Source organism: Bacteroides faecis MAJ27, assembly GCF_900106755.1.
In the GTDB taxonomy this organism is placed as follows: Bacteria; Bacteroidota; Bacteroidia; order Bacteroidales; family Bacteroidaceae; genus Bacteroides; species Bacteroides faecis.
On the sequence record NZ_FNNN01000002.1, the window covers coordinates 71,616 to 90,716 of the forward strand.

Below are 19,101 nucleotides of genomic sequence, written 5' to 3' on the forward strand. Positions count from 1 at the left end.
CTTATTTATTACTTTCGGTTTGACATACAATCGCTACCTTGATGACGCCGTCCAGCTTGTTTTCAAAGATACGATATGCCTCCTCAATCTCGTTCAGCGGAAAGCGATTGGTAATAAGAGGAGTGGTATCTATCTTCCCTTCCTCAATCAGCCTGAGAATCTCTGCGCAGTCACAACCGTCCACTCCACCCGTTTTGAAAATCAAGTTCTTGCCATACATCTCAGGCAAAGGAAAAAGCAGAGGTTTGTCGTAAAGAGCCACAATAGTGACTATCGCATTGGGACGGGCACAGTCCCACGCCATCCGGAAACTATCTTCGGTCCCCGCCACTTCCAGGACAACATCAGCTCCACCGTGATCACTGTTTTGGAGTACAAACTCCTTGCAGTTCTCAGGTGTCGTTATCAGTACATCGGGATAATGTTCACGGACAAACCGAATCCTTTCAGGGGACTTTTCACAGACAATGATACGTTTCGGATTCTTCAGCATCAAGCAGAGCAAAGTACAAATTCCAGTAGGTCCGGCACCAATGAGGAGGACAGTATCTTTCTCCGTAATCTCCGAGATACGAGTTGCCCAGAAGCCTGTGGCAAGGACATCACCGACAAAAAGAGCCTGTTCATCACTGACTGTATCGGGAATACGGTTCAGTCCCTGATCGGCATAAGGTACTCTGACATATTCCGCCTGTCCGCCGTCGATACGGCAGCCTAAAGCCCAGCCACCGTTGGGGTCGGTACAGTTGTTGACATATCCGTGACGACAAAAGAAACACTCTCCACAAAAGGTCTCGACATTCACGGTTACTCTGTCACCGGGTCTGACTGATGTAACTTCAGCTCCCACCTCTTCCACGACACCTACCATCTCGTGTCCAACCGTTATTCCGGGTACTGCACGCGGCACACTACCGTGTTTGATATGCAGGTCACTGGTACAGATACTGCCAAGAGTCACACGCACGATTGCATCCCGTGCATCCGTAATTTTCGGTTCCGGTTTTTCTCGCAATTCAAATTTTCCGTGTTCAATATATGTATATGCAAGCATAATCTCTTCTTGTCAATTAATAGATTCATTCTAGTGCAAAGATAGTGATATAGATAAAGAGATAGATAAGATGAAGATAAAATTACTAGAACCTCCTCAACTCTTCCATCATTGCCGACCGACGCTTATATATCGTCCTAAAGTCTTCAACCAATTGTTTTACAGCAACCTTTCCTCCATTAAGTTCTTGCATACAAAGCAATGCCCGCGCAATCTGCTCATAATATTTCCGTCCTATATTCCGTTCGGCATAATCAATCAATATAGAAATATACATGTCAATCAATTGCTCCGAATGACTGTTTTTCAGATGATGAGCATACTGCATCAATGCTTCCAGCTGCCCAAAACCGGCAGATGACAACAAATGGAATAAACGTTCATCCTCTTTTTCTTCCACATAAATTTCGGCCTCTACGTTTCCGTCAAAAGAAAAATAGCCATTAAACGGTACCTCTTTCATCATCTCGTCCAAAAATACTTTCCATTGCTCCTTCGGGATCAGCGTCTTCAGTTTATGATAATATTCCAACTGCTCTCTACCGGATATAAACAATAGGCGACACGTATCAATGACTTCAGAAGTGCGATTCGTCCTCTCAAAAATCTTCAATTTAAGTTTTAACCATTTACCTGTAGTTCCGTCATATTCTTCTTTTTTCGAAAGTTCTATCCCTTCATCCAACAATCGGACAGCCTCGTCATACTGTTCACGCTCCATCAATTTCTTAACCTCCATTTCTCTTATTTCAGATAAATACAGATATTGGCGAATCGTATCATCCGCTTTTTCCTGCTCTTTCTGCCCCAGCAACATATCGACCTTACGAAGAACCAATTGATACAAATCATAAGAATCTTTTCTCTCTTCGAGAAGCTTGTCTATCAATTCCAGAGCCTTATCCGCAGATTGGATGGAGAGATTGATTTGCATCATAAGATCATCTACATCATAGATATCATAATCATGATAAATCGATATCCCGGCAATTTGGCAAAGTTCTTGCAATATCCCGGTCTTTTGTTGCTGAGTGGTTTTCGGATGTCGAACCACTTTCAGTATCAAATCTCCTGCCTGTTCACAATAGTCTGAAGCGGATATATCATCATCATATAATAGTTCATCATCATAATTTTCTCCTATCGAACGAAGTGTCTGAAGAGCTATAGCAATCGTATCGTCCAAACTCTCCAACTTCAAGAAGAAATCTGCTTTCTCCAAAAAAGTATCCAATTGACTGAAAACAGTTTCCCAGTCACGGCTAAAGTCATCATAACGATTATGATAGCGCGATTTCTTACTCTGAAAGGAGTTCTCAAATATCTTTTGAATTTCTTTTCTGTAATCTTTATCTTGGGAGGTCTTTGACAATTTTTTCGTAATAAACCGGTCCAACAGGGCTGTTTTAAATTCCTGATTCGTAGAAGCATATTCACATATAAACCGTGAAAGTTCCTGAGGCTTAATAAAAGAAAGACATTGCTGTATATCCACATCAACCGGACTATACAGGACTGTATCCTCTATCCGTTCCAAATCTACAGATTCCTCCACATCCATTTCTTCATCTCCATCATCCTCCAATACCGACATTTTCGAAAAGACACTGCGACTCACCTTCTCACTATTATCACGAATAGCGAATAATGTTGCTACCACATGCTTACAGATTCCCCCGTCATACGGACAATCACAGTACCATGAGTCTACTTTGTCTCCTTCCAGAGATATTTCCACAGTATAACTACGGGTACCGTCAACGGTTGCAGTCCATTCGCCGGACGAAGCCTCTTCCAAATCAGATACTGCACCCAGTTCATAATATTCTTGGCCACGCATTAATATCTTAAACGGCACTATGGCCTCAAAATTATCTAATGTAATCATATATTATCCTGCTCTTTAATATAACCTTCCTGTTCATACCCCCGCCTATACTTATGTATCATCTCAACCAACGGTTTCAAGCGCTCATCTGCCACCTCCATATATCTATACCGCGAATACTGAACATCATACAGTACGTGATTCCCATTTTGAAGCCGCTGTTCCACATCAGCAGGAATATAAAACTCCGCCCGTTCGCCCAATTCCGAATAGAACTCCGATAAGAATATAGACACTCCCGCCAAATCAAAATCTCCGAAATGAATATAACGGTTGGGAATCATCTTTAACCAAGCGCATAGATCTTTCGATTGGGGATAACGAGATACAAAGAGTACTTTCATCCCTTCAAATAAATACTTCTGGGCACGGATATACCGGAAATTCTCTCCGTTCTCCATGCCGACCACCACTACATCCTCGGGAATACGAAAGGATTCGTAATCTTGCATGAATATGCAAGTACCTCGTGCCGGAGAAAGCAAGTAAGGTTCCTCATGAAAAACAGCTTCTATCGGCTCGTAACAATTAAGAGGGAAACCTTTAAACGCACGGGTATGCCTAAGTTTAGAGTTAGCCCCCTTTGCCACTTGTTCCGAGCGTGCCACTTCCTTCTCACGAGTCTTTATTTCGATCCAGTCTTCCAGACTCATACCGGATGTATAATGCTGCGCCATATAAATGCGGCATCCTTCAGGATCAAGCATCCGAAAAGTCCTATTTCTACCGTGTGACACGACAGCTAAGAATCCTTCTGTTTCTAATCGAAGAGATACTTCGCACACAAAGCTGGAAAAAGGGATGGACTCCCCATTTAGCAATCTCAACAATTTGCGAGCCTTTGTTACATTAAATTCACCTATCATTGTCTATTTCTGATTATAAGTCAGTAACGGAACCACCTGCGTATTCGAATGGCCGTCTTTACTCAGTAAATAAGTATACCGATAGTCCTCCACATTATAAGTAGTGGGCGAACTGTTCACCAACAGAATATTCCGGCAATTGGCAAAGTCCAGAATACCCTTCACATTATTAGGATGCAGCTTGCCGATTTCATCCATCATGCAATGAATTTTGAAATCACCGAACTTGCGTGACGCCTTCTCCTTAAACACATTAATCAACATGATATTCACCATTGCCTTCACCAGAATATCCGTGCCGTCGGAGCCCACATTCGCAATCTTTTCCACCCAGCCCGTATCATTATCATTCTCTTTCACACGAAATTCCAATTTGAATGTATCTGCCAATGCCAGCCGTTTACGTCCCGGCTCATCAAGTAAATATTTCATAAACGATAACAGATAGCGCACTGCCGTGGCATTCACATCTTCACGGGAAGTTTGCGAAAATAAATCCACTTTCCCCATGTTATGCTGATTTTCATCATTAAACCGCTTGATTTCCAACAATAATTGCATCAGTTTATCACTACTTTGCAACGCTCGGAGAGCTATTTCTTTAATCACTCCCGCAAAATTACGTTCCACAAAATCATCATTGATAGCCTGGATCGTTTTATGTATCTCACTCTCATTGCGTGTCAAGTCGCCCACCTCTTTTGATATCCGACGAATAATGTCCGTATACCGTTCACTGATATGCTTCTGATATTCAGAGATTTTATCATTATCTACAAATTCACACAGATTCGAAGCAAAGTCATAATAATCCTGTTCTCCAATCAGTTCAGTACGGAAATGGAATGTATTCTTGCCCGAGAAGTTTCCGTTGAACTGTGTCACCACTTTCTTAAAATCTTCCGTCTTCCTGATGGTGGATACGATAAGGGATTTCAATTCTTCAACGATCACATCGCAACCTTTCCGGGTAGGCTTCTCACCTACCTCCGCCATATCAGGCGGACAAAAGGTTTCGTCTTTGCGAAACATATCCACTTTATTCAGTCCATCCTCCAATAGACGCAGTTCCTTCCGAATCCGGTCCAGAATCTCCTCCATGCCTTTTATCTGTATCTGCAACTTCTCCTTTTTCAAGGCAAAACGTTCGTCTACTGCATCAAGTTTCGCATCCAGTTCTTTTTTCCGGTTTCTCGTAGCCGGTTCTTTATCAAAAAGTTCCGCCTTATCTCTTTCATAATAAAGCACCTGCGGACGGTATTCATGAATATAATCCAACTCCTTCCGGATTTCAGCAAGCCGATCGTCATACTTCCGGATCGTAGTCGTATCAGCTCCTCTTCCGTTCAATTCATTCTCTTGCGCTTGTTTCAGTTCATTCTTCCGTTCCCGGGTTTGCAGCTTTCGACTGTCAATTTCCTGTTGTACACCTGCAACAAACAGCTCCTGTTCATTCTGTAACTCCGCTTTAGCGTCTTTATATATTTTCTGGCATACTTTCAATTTACTCTCACGCTCGGCCAGTACTTTCTTCTTTTCCTCCGTCAGCACATATATCCGATGAGCCGTCTCCTCCAGTTTCGCCCGGAACTCCTCCGTCCTGCTTCGCTTCCACTCCTCTTCCTTTATTTTCCATGAAGCATGATCCGCCTGCAAGTTTTTCAGTTTAGCAGGTATCTGCATCCGTTCGGCTTCTCTCAGATGTTGTTCTTCCAGAATGACACGTATCTGTTTCGCATATTTTTTCTCCAATGAAGAAACAGCCTCACTCTCTTCCTCCGCCAGTCTTTTCAGACGATCCGTACAAAGTTGCCATGCCGCTTGCCGCCCGTCACGTTCCCGTTTCATCTCTTCGGGGGTACGGACCGAACGATCGATAGCCGACAAATTAAGGGAAACTCCAAACAACGTAGTTTCCTCTTTCGCCAGTTGGGGATGCAGTTCATGGCTGTACAATACCGACTCTTCATCCGCCACTTTACCTATCGTCTCCTGCCAACCCGGTTTATTCTGTTCCAGCCATTCGCACAAAGAACCTTTCCGCTTCTCAATCAACGCATCCAACACCTGAAGCTGTTCTTCAACGACTCTTCTCTCTTTTCGTATATCTTCCGCTTTCGTCTGAAACTCCCACTTCAGTTCTTTTACTTTCCACTCGCATTCCTGCCTCAATCGGTTGATATCCGCTTGTTGCTGACGAATGCCGAGTTCCAGTTCCTTGTCTTTCTTTCGCAATTCATTGATACCCTCCTCGCAATCTTCCATCTCTTTCTGATGAGGACGTTCGTATCTTACTTTCTGAAGTTTCAGATTCCACTGTGCCTGTTCGTCACGCAACTGCTGCATACGATTATCCACCGTCTGAATCTTCTCCTCCTGCGCCGTTCTTATTTTTTCCTCTTCCTTGCGGACCAGCTGCATCAGTTCCTCTTGCTTCACCGCAATCTCCGACTTCCGGGCAAAGATTCGTGCCTGCTGAGTATTCTCAAATGTACGAAAGTCAGCCTCCAGATTATCGGACAGTAAACGATATTTCCCTATCACATCCTCATACGCCTTTGTCAGTTCCGACTTCATCCTCCGAACCTGTTCCAGTTCCTGATTCAAGATTTCCTCACGAGCCACCCGCCGTACAATCCCGTCTATCTGTAACCGTTCATAATGCAAGCGTTTATCACGTATCTGTTTCAGCAAATCATTGATCACACCGATATCCGTAATCAATCCGTCACGTTCTTTAGTATACTTCTGCTGTAATTCTCCCATAAGCCGCAATAAGCGTTCCCGTTCCGTCTCCTTCCGGGCAATGTCCTCTTTCACCTGCGGAATATCATGCAAAGCCCGCTTTTTCGCAAAGTTCAGTTCGGCACGTCCTTCGTCAATCTGTTTATGTGTATAAATCAAGTCCCGATAAGCATTCATCACTTTCCCCGCCATTTTCCGGACAGTCACCTCGCCATTCTTATTTTTCTCGAACCACAACATCACATCCCTGTATTCCTGCTCGAACTCCTTAATCTGACTACGATAAAAATCCAAATCAACAGAGATATCTTCGTCGCTCATCGAACGGATAATAGTATCTTTTATAAAGTCTGCATCCAACTTGGAATTCAGAAAAACATTCTGAATGGTACGTGGAATATTTTGATATTTGGCACTTTCCACGATAGCAAACTTCCGGAAGGGTATCATTTCCTGTTTACGATTATTACCAAAGATAATATCACGATACATCTCATAGCTCGTCACCTGCGCAGTCGTCTGAATCTTTGGGCCTATATGTTCACGGACACGCCCCCATTCGGCATATACCGCATTGCGTCCGTCAATAAACCAATCCCGCTGAAAAGGCGCGTCCACAAACCGGAAAAAGACTCTGCCCTGCGACTTGGCGGCTACCACACAATAAGCACCGTTTTCACGCATCACCTCATATATAATGTAGGAGTTACCATATGGGAAGTAGAAAGCATCGAAACTTTTCTTCTCTTTCGGGATGCCGAGTTTCAACTTATCGGCATTGTAAAAAAAGAGCAGAGCACGAAGCAGCGTACTCTTCCCCACTCCTTGCGTACCGATAAAATGCACATTTCCATCCAGCTTCACCTCTGCATACGGAATATGGGCACTGTTCAGAAAAACAATTTTACTCAGGTATCTCATTTTGCACTTCCTCCGAAATAGTGATACAATCAATCAAATCTTCTATATAATGAAAAGCGGTCAACACCTTATAGGTCCCGTCAAGTTCATTCTCCTTCTCTATCAGTCCCATGTTTTCCAATTCCTTCAGCAGCTTGGCCACCACTTCATCAAACTTCTTCTTATCCGCAAAAAGCTTGACAGCCTTTTCTTTCAGCTCGATATCGCATCCTATCTGAATTTCAATATCGGCGGCCCGAAACAGAAAGCCCGGTCCGAACGCCGAATGGTACGTTTTCAGGAAGCTCAGATAATCAATCCACTTTTGGGCAGCTTCCAATTTGCGTTCCAAGTCAACTTTCGTTTCTTTGCGGACAAAATAATAATAGCCATCGCCTCCTTCAAGATAGAATCCGATGCCTTTATAGTAATCATAATAATCGGGCAAGTCTTCCTCTATGGCGTCATACAGGCGTTTCACTTGTGTAGAAACACTGTTGGAAGAGATGAAACCTCCTTTGCTAAGTATATTAAATATTTCTTCGGTATATTTCATGGTCATTCGTTATTTCATATTCAATATTCATCATCTGGAATAAATCAGAGGGTACTCCACTTCACCGGAAGTTTCGTAAGTATCCGTAAAGTGAAGTTCATCGGCATACTGCGAAGCCAGTTGGCAGAAAAAGATTAGTTTCTCACCACGGGTCACTTCCTTCCGGAAGCGATAGTTCATCACAAAATAGAACAGATGGGCACTGGAAGCCATAAAGGCATTATGCACTTCCTGCAGATTTACACTATCTATCGTTTGCGACTGACCGTCCAGATATTCCTCCGGAATAGCATCCGCCAGTTGCTTCATCCCCCGTGAAGAGTTCTTTTGTCGGGCTGCCAGCTTCTTCATCAGTTGAAAAGCCTCATCAGAGGTTCGCAGATTATCAATGGAAAGTTTGATGCGATAGCCCACCTGAGGCTCCATCCAAACAGGATTCTTTTGCGCTACTACTTGGCGGATATCGGTATGTTCTTCCAACAGAAACTGATCTTTCAGATATTTCAGTTTCTTCACTTTCTCCAGAATACGGTTCTGATAATCAATCAGATTCAGGTAATGTATGATTTGTTTTTGTATTTCAATCAGATTATGATACGAATCATTCAGTTGCAGTTTCACGTCGCTCACCACATTCCGCATCTGTACATCCATCGCCACCCGGAAAAAAGTAGGCTGTCCGTAGTCTATCAGTTCTTCGCTCTTGCGAATCAGCAGGGCGATATTATTCCGTTTCTCGTCCAACCGAAAAAGTTTGGTCTTTTTGATCCGGTAATTAGGTTCATTCTTGTAGGTGTTGTCCATGTTCCTTTTCAGGTCCATCACATTGCGGACGGTGGTAAGGGCGATGTTCTTCAGGCAGCGTTTCACTTCCCGCTGATAGTTGTATTTACGCTGTTCATTGTTCTCCTTCAAGTAATAATCGATGTTTTCATTCAACCGCGTGAGATAATCCTGCACGAAAGAGACATTGATTTCTTCATTGACTTCGAGTACATCTTCAAAGAATTTCAGATAGATATCCTCCATCTCCAGAAAGTCGCCTGTATCCCGAATCACTCCATAATCTATCAGATAGCGGATACGTTCTTCTTTGTACTCGGTCATTTCGAGTGCATAATCGTAGCGAAACGAAAGAGATTTCCGCTTGGCAAACATTTCTTTCAGGAGTTCTTTTTCCCGATCAAGACTCTTGACCAATTCTTCTATGGAACGAAAAGTGCTCATGTCGGTTTTGTCTTATCAGATTCACATATATACCGGTTCACAGTATTGTTTCTAATGCAAACGTACATAAAAATATTTGATTTATATGTACGTTTGCTTCTCATTCTTGAAAGAAAGCCTTACATTTGTAGGGAATACAAAACTTGTATCCCTTGCTATCATAAATAAAACAAAGTATACTAATGAAAGAAGAACCCGACAGCCTGTCTGTCCCTTACAATTTTGCCCGTTGCTTCAACGACCAATGCCCACAAGCTTCCAAATGCCTACGCCACATAGCTGCACAAAATAACGGAGCCGACTATCTTTATATCACCAACGTTAATCCGGCACGCTATCCTGCAGACGGGAATCAATGCGAATGTTTTAAAACGGCTGTAAAAGTCCATGTAACATGGGGACTTAAACGATTGCTTGACAGGATTCCTTATGAAGATGCAGTCAGTATCCGATCACAGTTGGTCAGACACTATGGGAAAACAGGATATTACCGGCTCTATCGTGGAGAACGAGGCCTTATGCCCAAAGATCAAGCTTATATAAAACAATTGTTTCGTAATAAAGGAATAAAAGAAGAACCCACTTACCAACGCTACACAGAAGAATATATATGGTAAGTTGCTGTCATCTGTCACCCCAAAGGACATAACAGGTTAATTATCAACGAATCAGCCCGTGACAGCAGGAGGTGATTGCATTGTGACGGCACTCTTGCCGTCACAATCAACTACAGCCAAGTATCTTTGCAATATCACATGAGGTTATATCGCCAGACCACACTTACGGTACTTGTTCCCGCTACCCGGTCACTAACTTGACGACATGGTAAAGCGTACCGCTACGTACATGCTTGGAGGGGATTTCCTGCTTTTTCAGTATTCTTCCAAATGAATTAACCCTTTTAACGGACATCGGTATCGAACTATTTCTCTGAATATCCTCCATAATCTCCGCCGGAGACAACCACTCCCCTTCTTCAGGCTGTGCAGCACGAAAATAACGGAAAAACAACTGTTCTTCCGGAGGAACCTGCTCAAATTCACGATTGTTTTCCATCATAATCTTTTCATCCTCCTGATCGAACCAATAGCGTTCGCCATGTTCCAATTCATACATGGCTTGCGCGTAAAGCTGCTCATAATCTATCGGACGATTCGTGTCAATCACTCCCGTCACTTCGATACAGATAAAACGACGGCTACCGGAAGGATCGGTCAACAGGTCTTTTTGATTACTCGTAGCGATAAATGAAGCATACCGCCGCATTTCGAGCACGGCACTGGCATGAGGTTTCCGCATATTTACCACAGGCTTTTGCAGAATATGTTTCAAGAAGCCTTGTTGTGTCGAACTGACCTGATCAAACTCATCAATATTGATGAGCGCAAAACGATTGAGATAAAGTTCCGCATCTTTCTTTCGCGAGAAATCAATGCTGTCAGTATAATAGGAACGTTCCGAAGGCGGCATTATACTCCGGCAGAAGGTAGATTTTCGCGTCCCTTGCGCCCCGACCAGCAATGGCGAAACACTGTTCGCGTATTTCTTATCATACCCTCTCCAATGAGAAACCATATTGAGAAACCAGCGGTGAAACAAGTCTGTCCAATACGGATTCCGGCAAGGCACAGTGGCTGCCAGTTCACGGATACGGTCTTTACCGTCCCATCCGGGAAGTCGATAAAGAAAATCCTCCAACGGATTGAATACAGGCACGCGATTTGAATAGATATAACGACTGATGTCTCTGTCCCACAACGGAATACCCTCCATTTGTGCATCCAGAGCAATGCTGTTCAGCGCCCGTTTGTCGAGAGGATTGAAACGAAAACGAAAAGAAAGCCTTTCCCGATATTCCACCTCGGCGATTTGTGTGTTATAGCGAAATTCATAACGGCGTTTCATGAATTCTTCGGTCTGCAAGGCCAACTGCTGCTCTTTGCTCAAACTGATATTCTTGCCGAAACCTTTACATTCGAGATATACGTTGCCAATCATCTCCCGGATCAGCACTTCCTGTTTATACATATAGAAATGAAAAACGGTACGTTTCACGACTTCTTCCTGAGGCAATCCCGAAGCAAAACAATTTCTGGCCAATTGTACGACCAATGGTTGCCATTTATCTTCCCGCAACTGGAGGCCTGCTTCGCTAAGATCTGTATAAACTTTCCGAAAAGCAGCTTCGAAAAGCATCAAAAAGGCATTTTCCGCATCATATCCCGGCACGGCACGAGTCAACGGAGACTTCTCCGCCTGCACTGCCTCCCGAAAAGTCGTTTCTTCGGGCATCGCTGTCGGCTGCGAGAGATAAAATTGCACGGAATTCGGACGATACATAATATCCGGATCATAAGATAATCGCGAATATTGCTCCAAAGTCGGCTCTTTGGGAAGTATATCGAACGGGATTTGGGGCTGATAACATTTCACGGCCAGCCGATAGGCGTGAGCGTGAAACAGTTCCGCCTCTTCCCGTGTCTTGGGCAGTGAGTTATCCGGACGGGTAAAGGTGGTCCATATCTTCACCGTTTTTCCACTCGAACCCATAAAAGCACAGCGGGTCTGCGGTTGTTCACTCGCTTTTTGTTTCACCAGAGCTATCTCCGATTTATTGGACAGGGGACCGACAGTCAGTTCAACAATGCCATTGTACGCTTTCATCTGCTTCTGCCCGTTTACTTTTCTAAATTCTGCGGCAGGAATTATCTCAGGAAGCTTGTCGGCAAACATACACCGATCATCAGGAAGCATATACTTTAATCCTTCCCTGAAAATGGAAACCGGGCGGGATTTTATTTCTGTTTTTACTTTGTTTACCAGTTTTTCAAGATCCATTACGCTGAGCGCTGTTGCATCTCCATTTCTACGGAATTGGGTAATTTTCATTTATATAATAATAGGTTGTTTGTGTCAGCGTCTTCGTGTCGTTGAGACTGCTAAATTACTCATTATATCCGAGACCGACAAGAAAAAACGAAAGTTTAATATACAACCGACTTTTTAGTCAGCCTCATAGAAAAGAGAAGACACCAAAGAAGCAACCTAAGCCGGAGCATGATAGGATAAGACAACTAAATTAGTTCCCTCACCTTGAAACCATAGTTTCAGCGAAGAGAAACCATAGTTTCAACAGTGAGAAACCATAGTTCCAAAGGCTTGAAACTTTAGTTCCAACAGCTTGGAATCATTAGTTTCAAGCGTTTGGAACTATGGTTTCAAGCATTTGGAACTTTAGTTTCAAACTGCAAAACAAACTGTTTCTTACAGTAGAAAAGATAGTTACACACCGTGATGAAATCAACGACTTCAAAACATAACCCGAATCACCAATACAAGGGTGACAGCATAATTGCCATCACAGTGCTGTCACCTACTGCTGTCACATCATTAAGTATTTATAATCTGATAGTTATAGTAAAATCGGTGACAGATGACAAATATATTCTTCTTTTTAATTTATAGGGAGTGATAGACAGACGGATTCAAATTTCACTGATATCTAGCTGTCAAACTTGAATGCTCCATATCTCTTTTTGCTAAAAGGTAAGAACTTTACCATACCAAGCCAACAAGGATACCAAAAATCTTATACGAATGATTCATTTCAGACCGTTCACTTATTCGATGACGGGAAGTATCAGGATTTCCTTGATTGGTTTTGCCCTATCATTTTCCTCCAATCTCCAACACAATCTTTCAAAGAACAGTCCGCCTATGCCGACATAGCATCTCGACGAACAGCCTCTTTTCAGTTATCCCTGCCGCAACATTTCTTATATTTCTTTCCGCTCCCACAAGGGCAAGGATCATTCCGCCCGATTTTCGTTCCGGAGAATGTATCATAAAACATACCATCAACCATTGTTTGCATTTCAGGAGTGATATCCATGCCTGCTGCTTTCATCGCTGGTCCGGCAACGATACGAGGAAGAGTTTTCACCGATTCACCCCTACCAAGTAAAGCAGATGCTTCGGTGGACGGGTGACCTTTCAAGAACCAACAGAGACAATAATTACAATAGTTTACAGCTATTCCAACCACTTCCTGAAGTTCTTGCATAGAACGAACCTTCGTGTCTTGTTTTACCGACAAAAATAGATAATTCTTAATATAGGATTACTATTTACGGGTAAGGATTTGCTGATAAAATTAGTATTTATATCTTTGTGACTCTTAAGACCCAAATACAAACCAATTAATGAAAAAATTAGTATGCGCTCATTCATCCTGCTTCTCTGTCTGATTCCCACTATTATCTGTGCACAGAATTTTTCTCTTGAGGACCAACTCAAACAAGCTATCAAAGGCAAAAAAGCTGAAATCGGCATTGCCGTTATTATCGATGGAAAAGATACGGTAACTGTCAACAATGACATTCATTATCCATTGATGAGTGTGTTCAAATTTCATCAGGCGTTGGCATTGGCTGATTATATGGGAAAGCAGCAACAGTCATTGAACTTTGAACTGACCATAAAGAAAGAGGACTTAAAACCCGATACTTACAGCCCGCTACGGGACAGTTTCCCACAGGGAGGATTCAATATAGACATTGCGGATTTATTGAAATACACCCTGCAACAAAGTGACAACAATGCTTGTGATATTCTGTTTCAGTATCAGGGAGGAGTAGATGCGGTAAACCAGTACATCCATTCTTTAGGCGTTACCGACTGCGCCATTGTCTGCACAGAAAACGAAATGCATCAGGACGAAAGTCTGTGTTATCAAAACTGGACTACGCCTCTGGCTGCCGCCAGACTCTTGGAAATATTCCGTAAAGAAGCACTATTCCCGCAAGAATACAAAGACTTCATCTATCAGACCATGACAGAATGCCAGACCGGACAAGACCGACTGGTTGCCCCATTGCTGGACAAAAAAGTAACAATCGGCCACAAGACAGGAACAGGCGACCGGAATGACAAAGGACAACAGGTAGCCTGCAATGATATCGGCTTCGTCCTCCTGCCCGACGGACACGTTTACAGCATAGCCGTTTTCGTGAAAGACTCTGCGGAAAACAATCAGGAAAACAGTAAGATTATCGCGGACATTTCCCGCATAGTCTATGAATATATAATATTAAAATAGGCATGAAACTACATCATATCGCTATCTGGACTTTTCGTCTGGAAGAATTAAAAGATTTCTATGTCCGTTTTCTGGGTGGAACGAGTAATGAAAAATACATCAATCCGAAGAAGGGATTCGAGTCCTATTTCGTCTCTTTCGGAGAAGGGCCTTCTCTGGAATTGATGAGCCGGACAGACGTACAGAATACTCCGATAGAAGAGAACCGTCTTGGGCTGACGCATCTTGCCTTCACCTTTCCCAACCGGGAAGAGGTGCTTCGCTTCACAGAACAAATGCGTTCCGAGGGATACCCCATAGCAGGCGAGCCACGTACTTCGGGAGATGGTTATTTCGAAAGTGTAGTTCTTGATCCTGACGGTAACCGGATAGAATGCGTATGCCCCCCGCAGGCAGACGAACCACAGGATGATTGTTCGTTTGAAACGGAACGCTTACTCATCCGGCCTTTCCGGGAAAATGATGCAGAAACATTCTTCGCTTGTTGCCAGAATCCGAATCTGGGCAATAATGCCGGATGGGCTCCCCATAAATCGATAGAAGAATCGCGTGAAATCCTTCAGAATGTGTTTATCGGTCAGGAGGATATCTGGGCTATAACACTGAAAGACACCCGACAGCTCATCGGCTCCATCGGCATCGTCCCCGACCCGAAGCGGGAGAACCCGCAAGTACGTATGCTGGGATACTGGCTCGACGAGGCTCACTGGGGAAAAGGATATATGACGGAAGCGGTACAAGCTGTGCTTAACTATGGTTTCAACGAACTTCAGCTCAGCCTCATCACCGCCAACTGTTATCCGCACAACAAGCGGTCTCAGCAAGTATTGGAACGCAACGGCTTTATCTGTGAAGGCGTACTGCATCAGGCGGAACTTACTTACAACGGAAATATATACGATCACCTGTGCTATTATCTGCCTAATATATGCCGACCGGCTCCGGAAGACTACGACGAGATTCTGCAAGTATGGGAGGATTCCGTACGCCATACGCATCACTTCCTCACGGAAGAGCATATCCAATTCTACAAACCATTGGTACGCAACCACTACTTATCGGCTGTAGAACTGTATATCATCCGCAATACCAATGGAAAGATTGTCGCCTTTATGGGACTGAGCGACGAACTTATCGAAATGCTGTTCGTAAGCCCCGGCGAACAGGGAAAAGGATATGGCAGACGATTGCTGGAATACGCCACCCGGAGAAAACAGATGAATAAAGTAGACGTAAACGAGCAGAACGACAAAGCGCTCGGATTTTATCTCCGCATGGGATTCCGGATCATAGGCCGAGATGAAACAGACGGTATGGGCAAGCCTTATCCGATTCTCCATCTGCAACTGCCGGAAGCAGAGAACGGCAACAAGTAAAAACAACTCATTCCCCCCAAAAAACGAAAGCCATATGAACCTGCGTGCAAGACTATCCGAACGTGTACACATCGAGAATATCAGAGAGATACTTCATTACATACAAGACGACGAACGCCTCAGAGAAGAAATCTACCGGCTGATATATGATGAGGACAGCATCGTCTCTTACCAGGCACTGTGGGTTTGTACCCATTTCTCGAAACCGGAAGTAGAATGGCTGAGCGGGAAACAAAATGAATTGATTGACGCAGCGCTTACCTGCCCGCATTCAGGAAAACGAAGAATGCTCCTGAACCTGCTATGTCAGCAACCGCTAGCCGACCCTCCACGGGTGGACTTGCTGGATTTCTGCATAGAGCGTATGGTATCCCGGCAGGAACCGCCCGGAGTGCAGTCACTTTGCATCAAACTTGCCTACCAACTGACCCGTTCCATCCCGGAGCTTCAACAAGAATTGCGCACAATGCTGGAAATCATGGAACCCGAATTACTGGTTCCCGCTATCCGCTCTGTGCGCAAAAATACGTTGAAGGCAATCAAGGCAAAGAAAAACTAATAATTCTTCATCAGTTCCTTAAAATACCATTGCATCTTCCCGAAATTCTCAAGGGATATATACTCATTTTCGTTATGTATCGTACGCTGCTCGTACTGGTTCAGACAAATAGGCAAGAAACGGTAGATGTCATCGCTCACCGTCTGATATTTGTAGGAATCGGTACCCCCGATCGTAATATAAGAGGTAACGATAGCTGCGGGATATATTTTTGCCATCTCTTCCTTGATAATCCCGAAACCTCTAACGTTTTCAGGAGAAATGCTTGAAGGCTCACGTTCCGATACCACATGGATGGCAACATCATAGCCTTCACACAACTTCTTCACATGCTCTATCACCCCGGCAACCGATTCACCGGGCAAAATGCGGAAGTTTACAGTAACCTCAGCTTCCGAAGCCAATACATTGGCCGCATCGCTGCCTTTAGCCATCGTGATGGCGGTTGTGGTGCGTACCAGCGCATTGGAGGCGGGAGATTTTTCCATAGTCTTCAGCAGCAACGGTTCGAGCAGCCATTGATTGGCTATCGCCATCCGCGAAAAGAATCCCATTTCCCCTCCTACATTATCGAAAAATGCAGCTATGGGAGAAATGATTTCTGCCGGGAACTGGTTGTCGTTCAGCTTCTCTATGATTTCTGCAGCATACACCAGAGAACTCTTTGAAGGTGGCATCGAAGAATGACCTCCCATCCCTTTTATCGTAAGGCGCAAGGTCAGAAAGCCTTTTTCTCCCACTCCCACCAATGCCAACGGTTCTTGTATGGATTCTATTGCCGAACCGGGAGCTGCAATGATGCCTCCTTCGTCATAAACCGCACTGAAGCGCAGCCCTTTCTGCTTAAAATAACCGGCTATTTTGAAAGCTCCCTGACGTCCGCTCACTTCCTCGTCTTGCCCGAAAGCAAACCAGATATCTCTTTCCGGTTGGAAGCCTTCGTCTATCAGGTTATCCGCTCCCTCCATCAGCGAGAAGAGCATACATTTCATGTCAAGTGTTCCACGACCGTATATGCGTCCGCCTGCAACAGCTCCCGAGAAGGGAGGATAATCCCACTTCTCCGAATAAGTCCCGATGGGAGGCAACGGTTTGTCGTGAAACCGGAAAACCGTATCTGCAACAGTCGCCGTAGACGGATCATATCCGACTACCGGAACCACATCGTAATGGGACAAGAATAATATCGGTTTCAGATCACTGTTCCTGCCTTTCCAATGAAACACCAGCCCATATGTATTAATGGTATCTGCATCCATCACCCTATATACCTCCGGATAAGAATCGGCCAGGTACTTCATAAATTCATCGAAAGGCTTGAAATCAGTCTCTTCATACACTTCATTACTGATTGTCGGGATTCGTATTCCTCCGACAAAACGACGCACGGATTGCTCCGAAGGAGCTGTGTTCACCAATTCTTTATCATCCACATTCCTGGTCACTTTACCAAACTTATAGGTTACGGTCCGTACTACCAAAACCAGAATAAGTATAAGCAACAGGATGAATAAAGCTGCTAAAATCTTTTTCATTTTCATATCTCAACGTTTTATAATATTCATCCGCATCACAGTATATTCAGATGGAATATATGGGAAATGCCTGTCACGGAAATCTGTATACCAATACAGAACGTAAAAAAGCAACGAGTCTATTTATGATCTGATTGCCTGCCGGTCCCAGTCTCTGAATAATCCTCTGCCCCTGCGAAAGGAATACATACAGGATAGCGGGCATGCAAAGATACCTTATTCAATATCCGTATATATGTAAAACATAAATGGAATCTTATTGTTCTGATACCAAAGTAACTTATCATAAACCCTTAACTGAAAATTATAATTATGTGCACAAGAGTTGTTTATTCGGGAACAAATGGAATGGTGGCAACCGGTCGGTCTATGGACTGGAAGACAGATATGCATAGTAATCTTTGGGTGTTTCCCAGAGGTATGGAAAGAAATGGAGAGACGGGAGAAAACTCCTTGAAATGGGTCTCTAAATATGGCAGTGTGGTGACTTCCGCTTTTGAAATAGCCAGTACGGACGGAATGAATGAGAAAGGACTGGTCGCCAATCTGTTGTGGTTGCCCGAAGCTAAATATCCGGCAAGAGATAAAAGCAAGCCGGGACTTGCCATTACAGCATGGGTACAGTATATGCTGGATAACTTCGCCACTGTAGACGAGGCTGTCGCATTCATTGACGAGGATACTTTTCAGGTAGTATCGGACATGATGCCGGATGGTTCCCGTCTGGCGACCCTGCATTTATCAGCTTCCGATGCAACAGGTGACTGTGCCATATTCGAATATACAGACGGAAAACTGACTGTCTATCACAGCAAGGAATATAAAGTAATGACCAACTCCCCCACTTACAACAAACAGCTGGCCCTTAACGAATATTGGAAATCAATAGGTGGATTGAGCTTTCTGCCCGGAACCAACCGCCCGTCAGACCGCTTTGCCAGAGCCAGCTTTTACGTAAACGCACTGCCTGAAACGGATGATGTGAGGATCGCTGTGGCAAGCGTATTCAGTGTTGTCCGCAACGCATCGGTCCCGTACGGCATATCTACTCCCGAAAATCCGGAGATTTCAACGACACAATGGAGAACGGTATCGGAAAGCAAAGACCTGATGTACTTCTTCGAATCAAGTCTGACACCCAATACTTTCTGGGTGAATCTGCGGGAAATGGATTTGTCAGAAGGTGCTCCGGTACTTAAATTGTCTATTTCCAACGGAGAAACTTATCATGGTAATACGAACAAAGAATTCAAACCGGCGCAACCGTTTAAGTTTATGGGAGTGAGAGGGTGAGAAA

At 44.0% G+C, this 19,101-nt stretch carries 14 protein-coding genes and 1 pseudogene; 5 read left to right on the forward strand and 10 right to left on the reverse strand.

Annotated features, from left to right (window positions below):
* Position 1 precedes the first annotated feature (1 nt).
* The 6 genes from BLW31_RS02155 to BLW31_RS02180 all read right to left on the reverse strand — a co-directional run bounded on the left by BLW31_RS02155 (position 2) and on the right by BLW31_RS02180 (position 9,236).
* A complete protein-coding gene (locus BLW31_RS02155) occupies positions 2-1,054 on the reverse strand; it encodes an alcohol dehydrogenase (protein WP_010537087.1) in 1,053 nt (350 codons plus the stop codon).
* 85 nt (positions 1,055-1,139) lie between these two features.
* Positions 1,140-2,942, reverse strand: a complete 1,803-nt coding sequence (locus tag BLW31_RS02160) for an SWIM zinc finger family protein (RefSeq protein WP_010537086.1) — start codon at positions 2,940-2,942, stop codon at positions 1,140-1,142.
* A complete protein-coding gene (locus BLW31_RS02165; RefSeq protein WP_029425382.1) occupies positions 2,939-3,808 on the reverse strand; it encodes a DUF7281 domain-containing protein in 870 nt (289 codons plus the stop codon). The genes BLW31_RS02160 and BLW31_RS02165 overlap by 4 nt, the downstream gene beginning before the upstream one ends.
* A gap of 3 nt (positions 3,809-3,811) precedes the next feature.
* On the reverse strand, positions 3,812-7,474 hold the full coding sequence (locus tag BLW31_RS02170; protein WP_010537084.1) for an ATP-binding protein: 3,663 nt from the start codon (positions 7,472-7,474) through the stop codon (positions 3,812-3,814).
* Positions 7,458-8,009, reverse strand: coding sequence for a condensin complex protein MksE (locus BLW31_RS02175; RefSeq protein WP_029425381.1), 552 nt, complete (start codon positions 8,007-8,009; stop codon positions 7,458-7,460). The genes BLW31_RS02170 and BLW31_RS02175 overlap by 17 nt, the downstream gene beginning before the upstream one ends.
* A gap of 30 nt (positions 8,010-8,039) precedes the next feature.
* On the reverse strand, positions 8,040-9,236 hold the full coding sequence (locus tag BLW31_RS02180) for a hypothetical protein (RefSeq protein ID WP_010537082.1): 1,197 nt from the start codon (positions 9,234-9,236) through the stop codon (positions 8,040-8,042).
* A gap of 182 nt (positions 9,237-9,418) precedes the next feature.
* Here BLW31_RS02180 and BLW31_RS02185 point away from each other — a divergent pair, with 182 nt between their 5' ends.
* Positions 9,419-9,853 carry a DUF6078 family protein gene (locus BLW31_RS02185; protein WP_010537081.1) on the forward strand — a complete coding sequence of 145 codons (435 nt, stop codon included), beginning with the start codon at positions 9,419-9,421 and terminating at the stop codon, positions 9,851-9,853.
* Between the two features lie 181 nt (positions 9,854-10,034).
* Here BLW31_RS02185 and BLW31_RS02190 read toward each other — a convergent pair whose 3' ends face one another.
* Together BLW31_RS02190 and BLW31_RS02195 are read right to left on the reverse strand one after the other, a co-directional pair.
* The gene (locus tag BLW31_RS02190; protein ID WP_010537080.1) at positions 10,035-12,125 is read right to left on the reverse strand and encodes a BT4734/BF3469 family protein; all 2,091 of its coding nucleotides are present in this window, start codon (positions 12,123-12,125) and stop codon (positions 10,035-10,037) included.
* An 862-nt stretch (positions 12,126-12,987) separates the two neighbouring features.
* Entirely contained in the window at positions 12,988-13,299 is a 312-nt protein-coding gene (locus tag BLW31_RS02195; RefSeq protein ID WP_010537079.1) for an SEC-C metal-binding domain-containing protein, read from the reverse strand.
* 153 nt (positions 13,300-13,452) lie between these two features.
* Here BLW31_RS02195 and bla point away from each other — a divergent pair, with 153 nt between their 5' ends.
* Genes bla through BLW31_RS02210 form a run of 3 tightly spaced genes read left to right on the forward strand, consistent with a single transcriptional unit; the run spans position 13,453 to position 16,269 of the window.
* Complete coding sequence (gene bla / locus BLW31_RS02200; protein ID WP_010537078.1) at positions 13,453-14,334, forward strand: class A beta-lactamase, subclass A2; 882 nt, start codon at positions 13,453-13,455, stop codon at positions 14,332-14,334.
* Positions 14,335-14,336: 2 nt separating this feature from the next.
* On the forward strand, positions 14,337-15,710 hold the full coding sequence (locus BLW31_RS02205) for a GNAT family N-acetyltransferase (RefSeq protein WP_010537077.1): 1,374 nt from the start codon (positions 14,337-14,339) through the stop codon (positions 15,708-15,710).
* 34 nt (positions 15,711-15,744) lie between these two features.
* Positions 15,745-16,269 (forward strand): HEAT-like fold family protein, encoded by a 525-nt coding sequence (locus BLW31_RS02210; RefSeq protein WP_010537076.1) that lies wholly within the window; start codon positions 15,745-15,747, stop codon positions 16,267-16,269.
* Here BLW31_RS02210 and BLW31_RS02215 read toward each other — a convergent pair.
* Together BLW31_RS02215 and BLW31_RS02220 are read right to left on the reverse strand one after the other, a co-directional pair.
* Entirely contained in the window at positions 16,266-17,810 is a 1,545-nt protein-coding gene (locus BLW31_RS02215) for a M20/M25/M40 family metallo-hydrolase (RefSeq protein ID WP_010537075.1), read from the reverse strand. The two genes, BLW31_RS02210 and BLW31_RS02215, sit on opposite strands and share 4 nt — an antisense overlap.
* Positions 17,811-17,839: 29 nt before the next feature.
* A pseudogene (locus BLW31_RS02220) lies at positions 17,840-18,015 on the reverse strand (MarC family protein); the annotation flags it as partial.
* 101 nt (positions 18,016-18,116) lie between these two features.
* On the opposite strand from BLW31_RS02220, the gene BLW31_RS02225 reads away from it, so the two are divergent.
* On the forward strand, positions 18,117-19,097 hold the full coding sequence (locus BLW31_RS02225) for a linear amide C-N hydrolase (RefSeq protein ID WP_010537074.1): 981 nt from the start codon (positions 18,117-18,119) through the stop codon (positions 19,095-19,097).
* Positions 19,098-19,101 lie beyond the last annotated feature (4 nt).

Coding starts and splice junctions, on each gene's coding strand:
- BLW31_RS02180 (WP_010537082.1), bottom strand. CDS start 9,236: ATGAGCACTTTTCGTTCCATAGAAGAATTGGTCAAGAGTCTTGATCGG.
- BLW31_RS02215 (WP_010537075.1), bottom strand. CDS start 17,810: ATGAAAATGAAAAAGATTTTAGCAGCTTTATTCATCCTGTTGCTTATA.
- BLW31_RS02225 (WP_010537074.1), top strand. CDS start 18,117: ATGTGCACAAGAGTTGTTTATTCGGGAACAAATGGAATGGTGGCAACC.
- BLW31_RS02155 (WP_010537087.1), bottom strand. CDS start 1,054: ATGCTTGCATATACATATATTGAACACGGAAAATTTGAATTGCGAGAA.
- BLW31_RS02210 (WP_010537076.1), top strand. CDS start 15,745: ATGAACCTGCGTGCAAGACTATCCGAACGTGTACACATCGAGAATATC.
- BLW31_RS02160 (WP_010537086.1), bottom strand. CDS start 2,942: ATGATTACATTAGATAATTTTGAGGCCATAGTGCCGTTTAAGATATTA.
- BLW31_RS02175 (WP_029425381.1), bottom strand. CDS start 8,009: ATGAAATATACCGAAGAAATATTTAATATACTTAGCAAAGGAGGTTTC.
- BLW31_RS02170 (WP_010537084.1), bottom strand. CDS start 7,474: ATGAGATACCTGAGTAAAATTGTTTTTCTGAACAGTGCCCATATTCCG.
- BLW31_RS02165 (WP_029425382.1), bottom strand. CDS start 3,808: ATGATAGGTGAATTTAATGTAACAAAGGCTCGCAAATTGTTGAGATTG.
- BLW31_RS02190 (WP_010537080.1), bottom strand. CDS start 12,125: ATGAAAATTACCCAATTCCGTAGAAATGGAGATGCAACAGCGCTCAGC.
- bla (WP_010537078.1), top strand. CDS start 13,453: ATGCGCTCATTCATCCTGCTTCTCTGTCTGATTCCCACTATTATCTGT.
- BLW31_RS02205 (WP_010537077.1), top strand. CDS start 14,337: ATGAAACTACATCATATCGCTATCTGGACTTTTCGTCTGGAAGAATTA.
- BLW31_RS02195 (WP_010537079.1), bottom strand. CDS start 13,299: ATGCAAGAACTTCAGGAAGTGGTTGGAATAGCTGTAAACTATTGTAAT.
- BLW31_RS02185 (WP_010537081.1), top strand. CDS start 9,419: ATGAAAGAAGAACCCGACAGCCTGTCTGTCCCTTACAATTTTGCCCGT.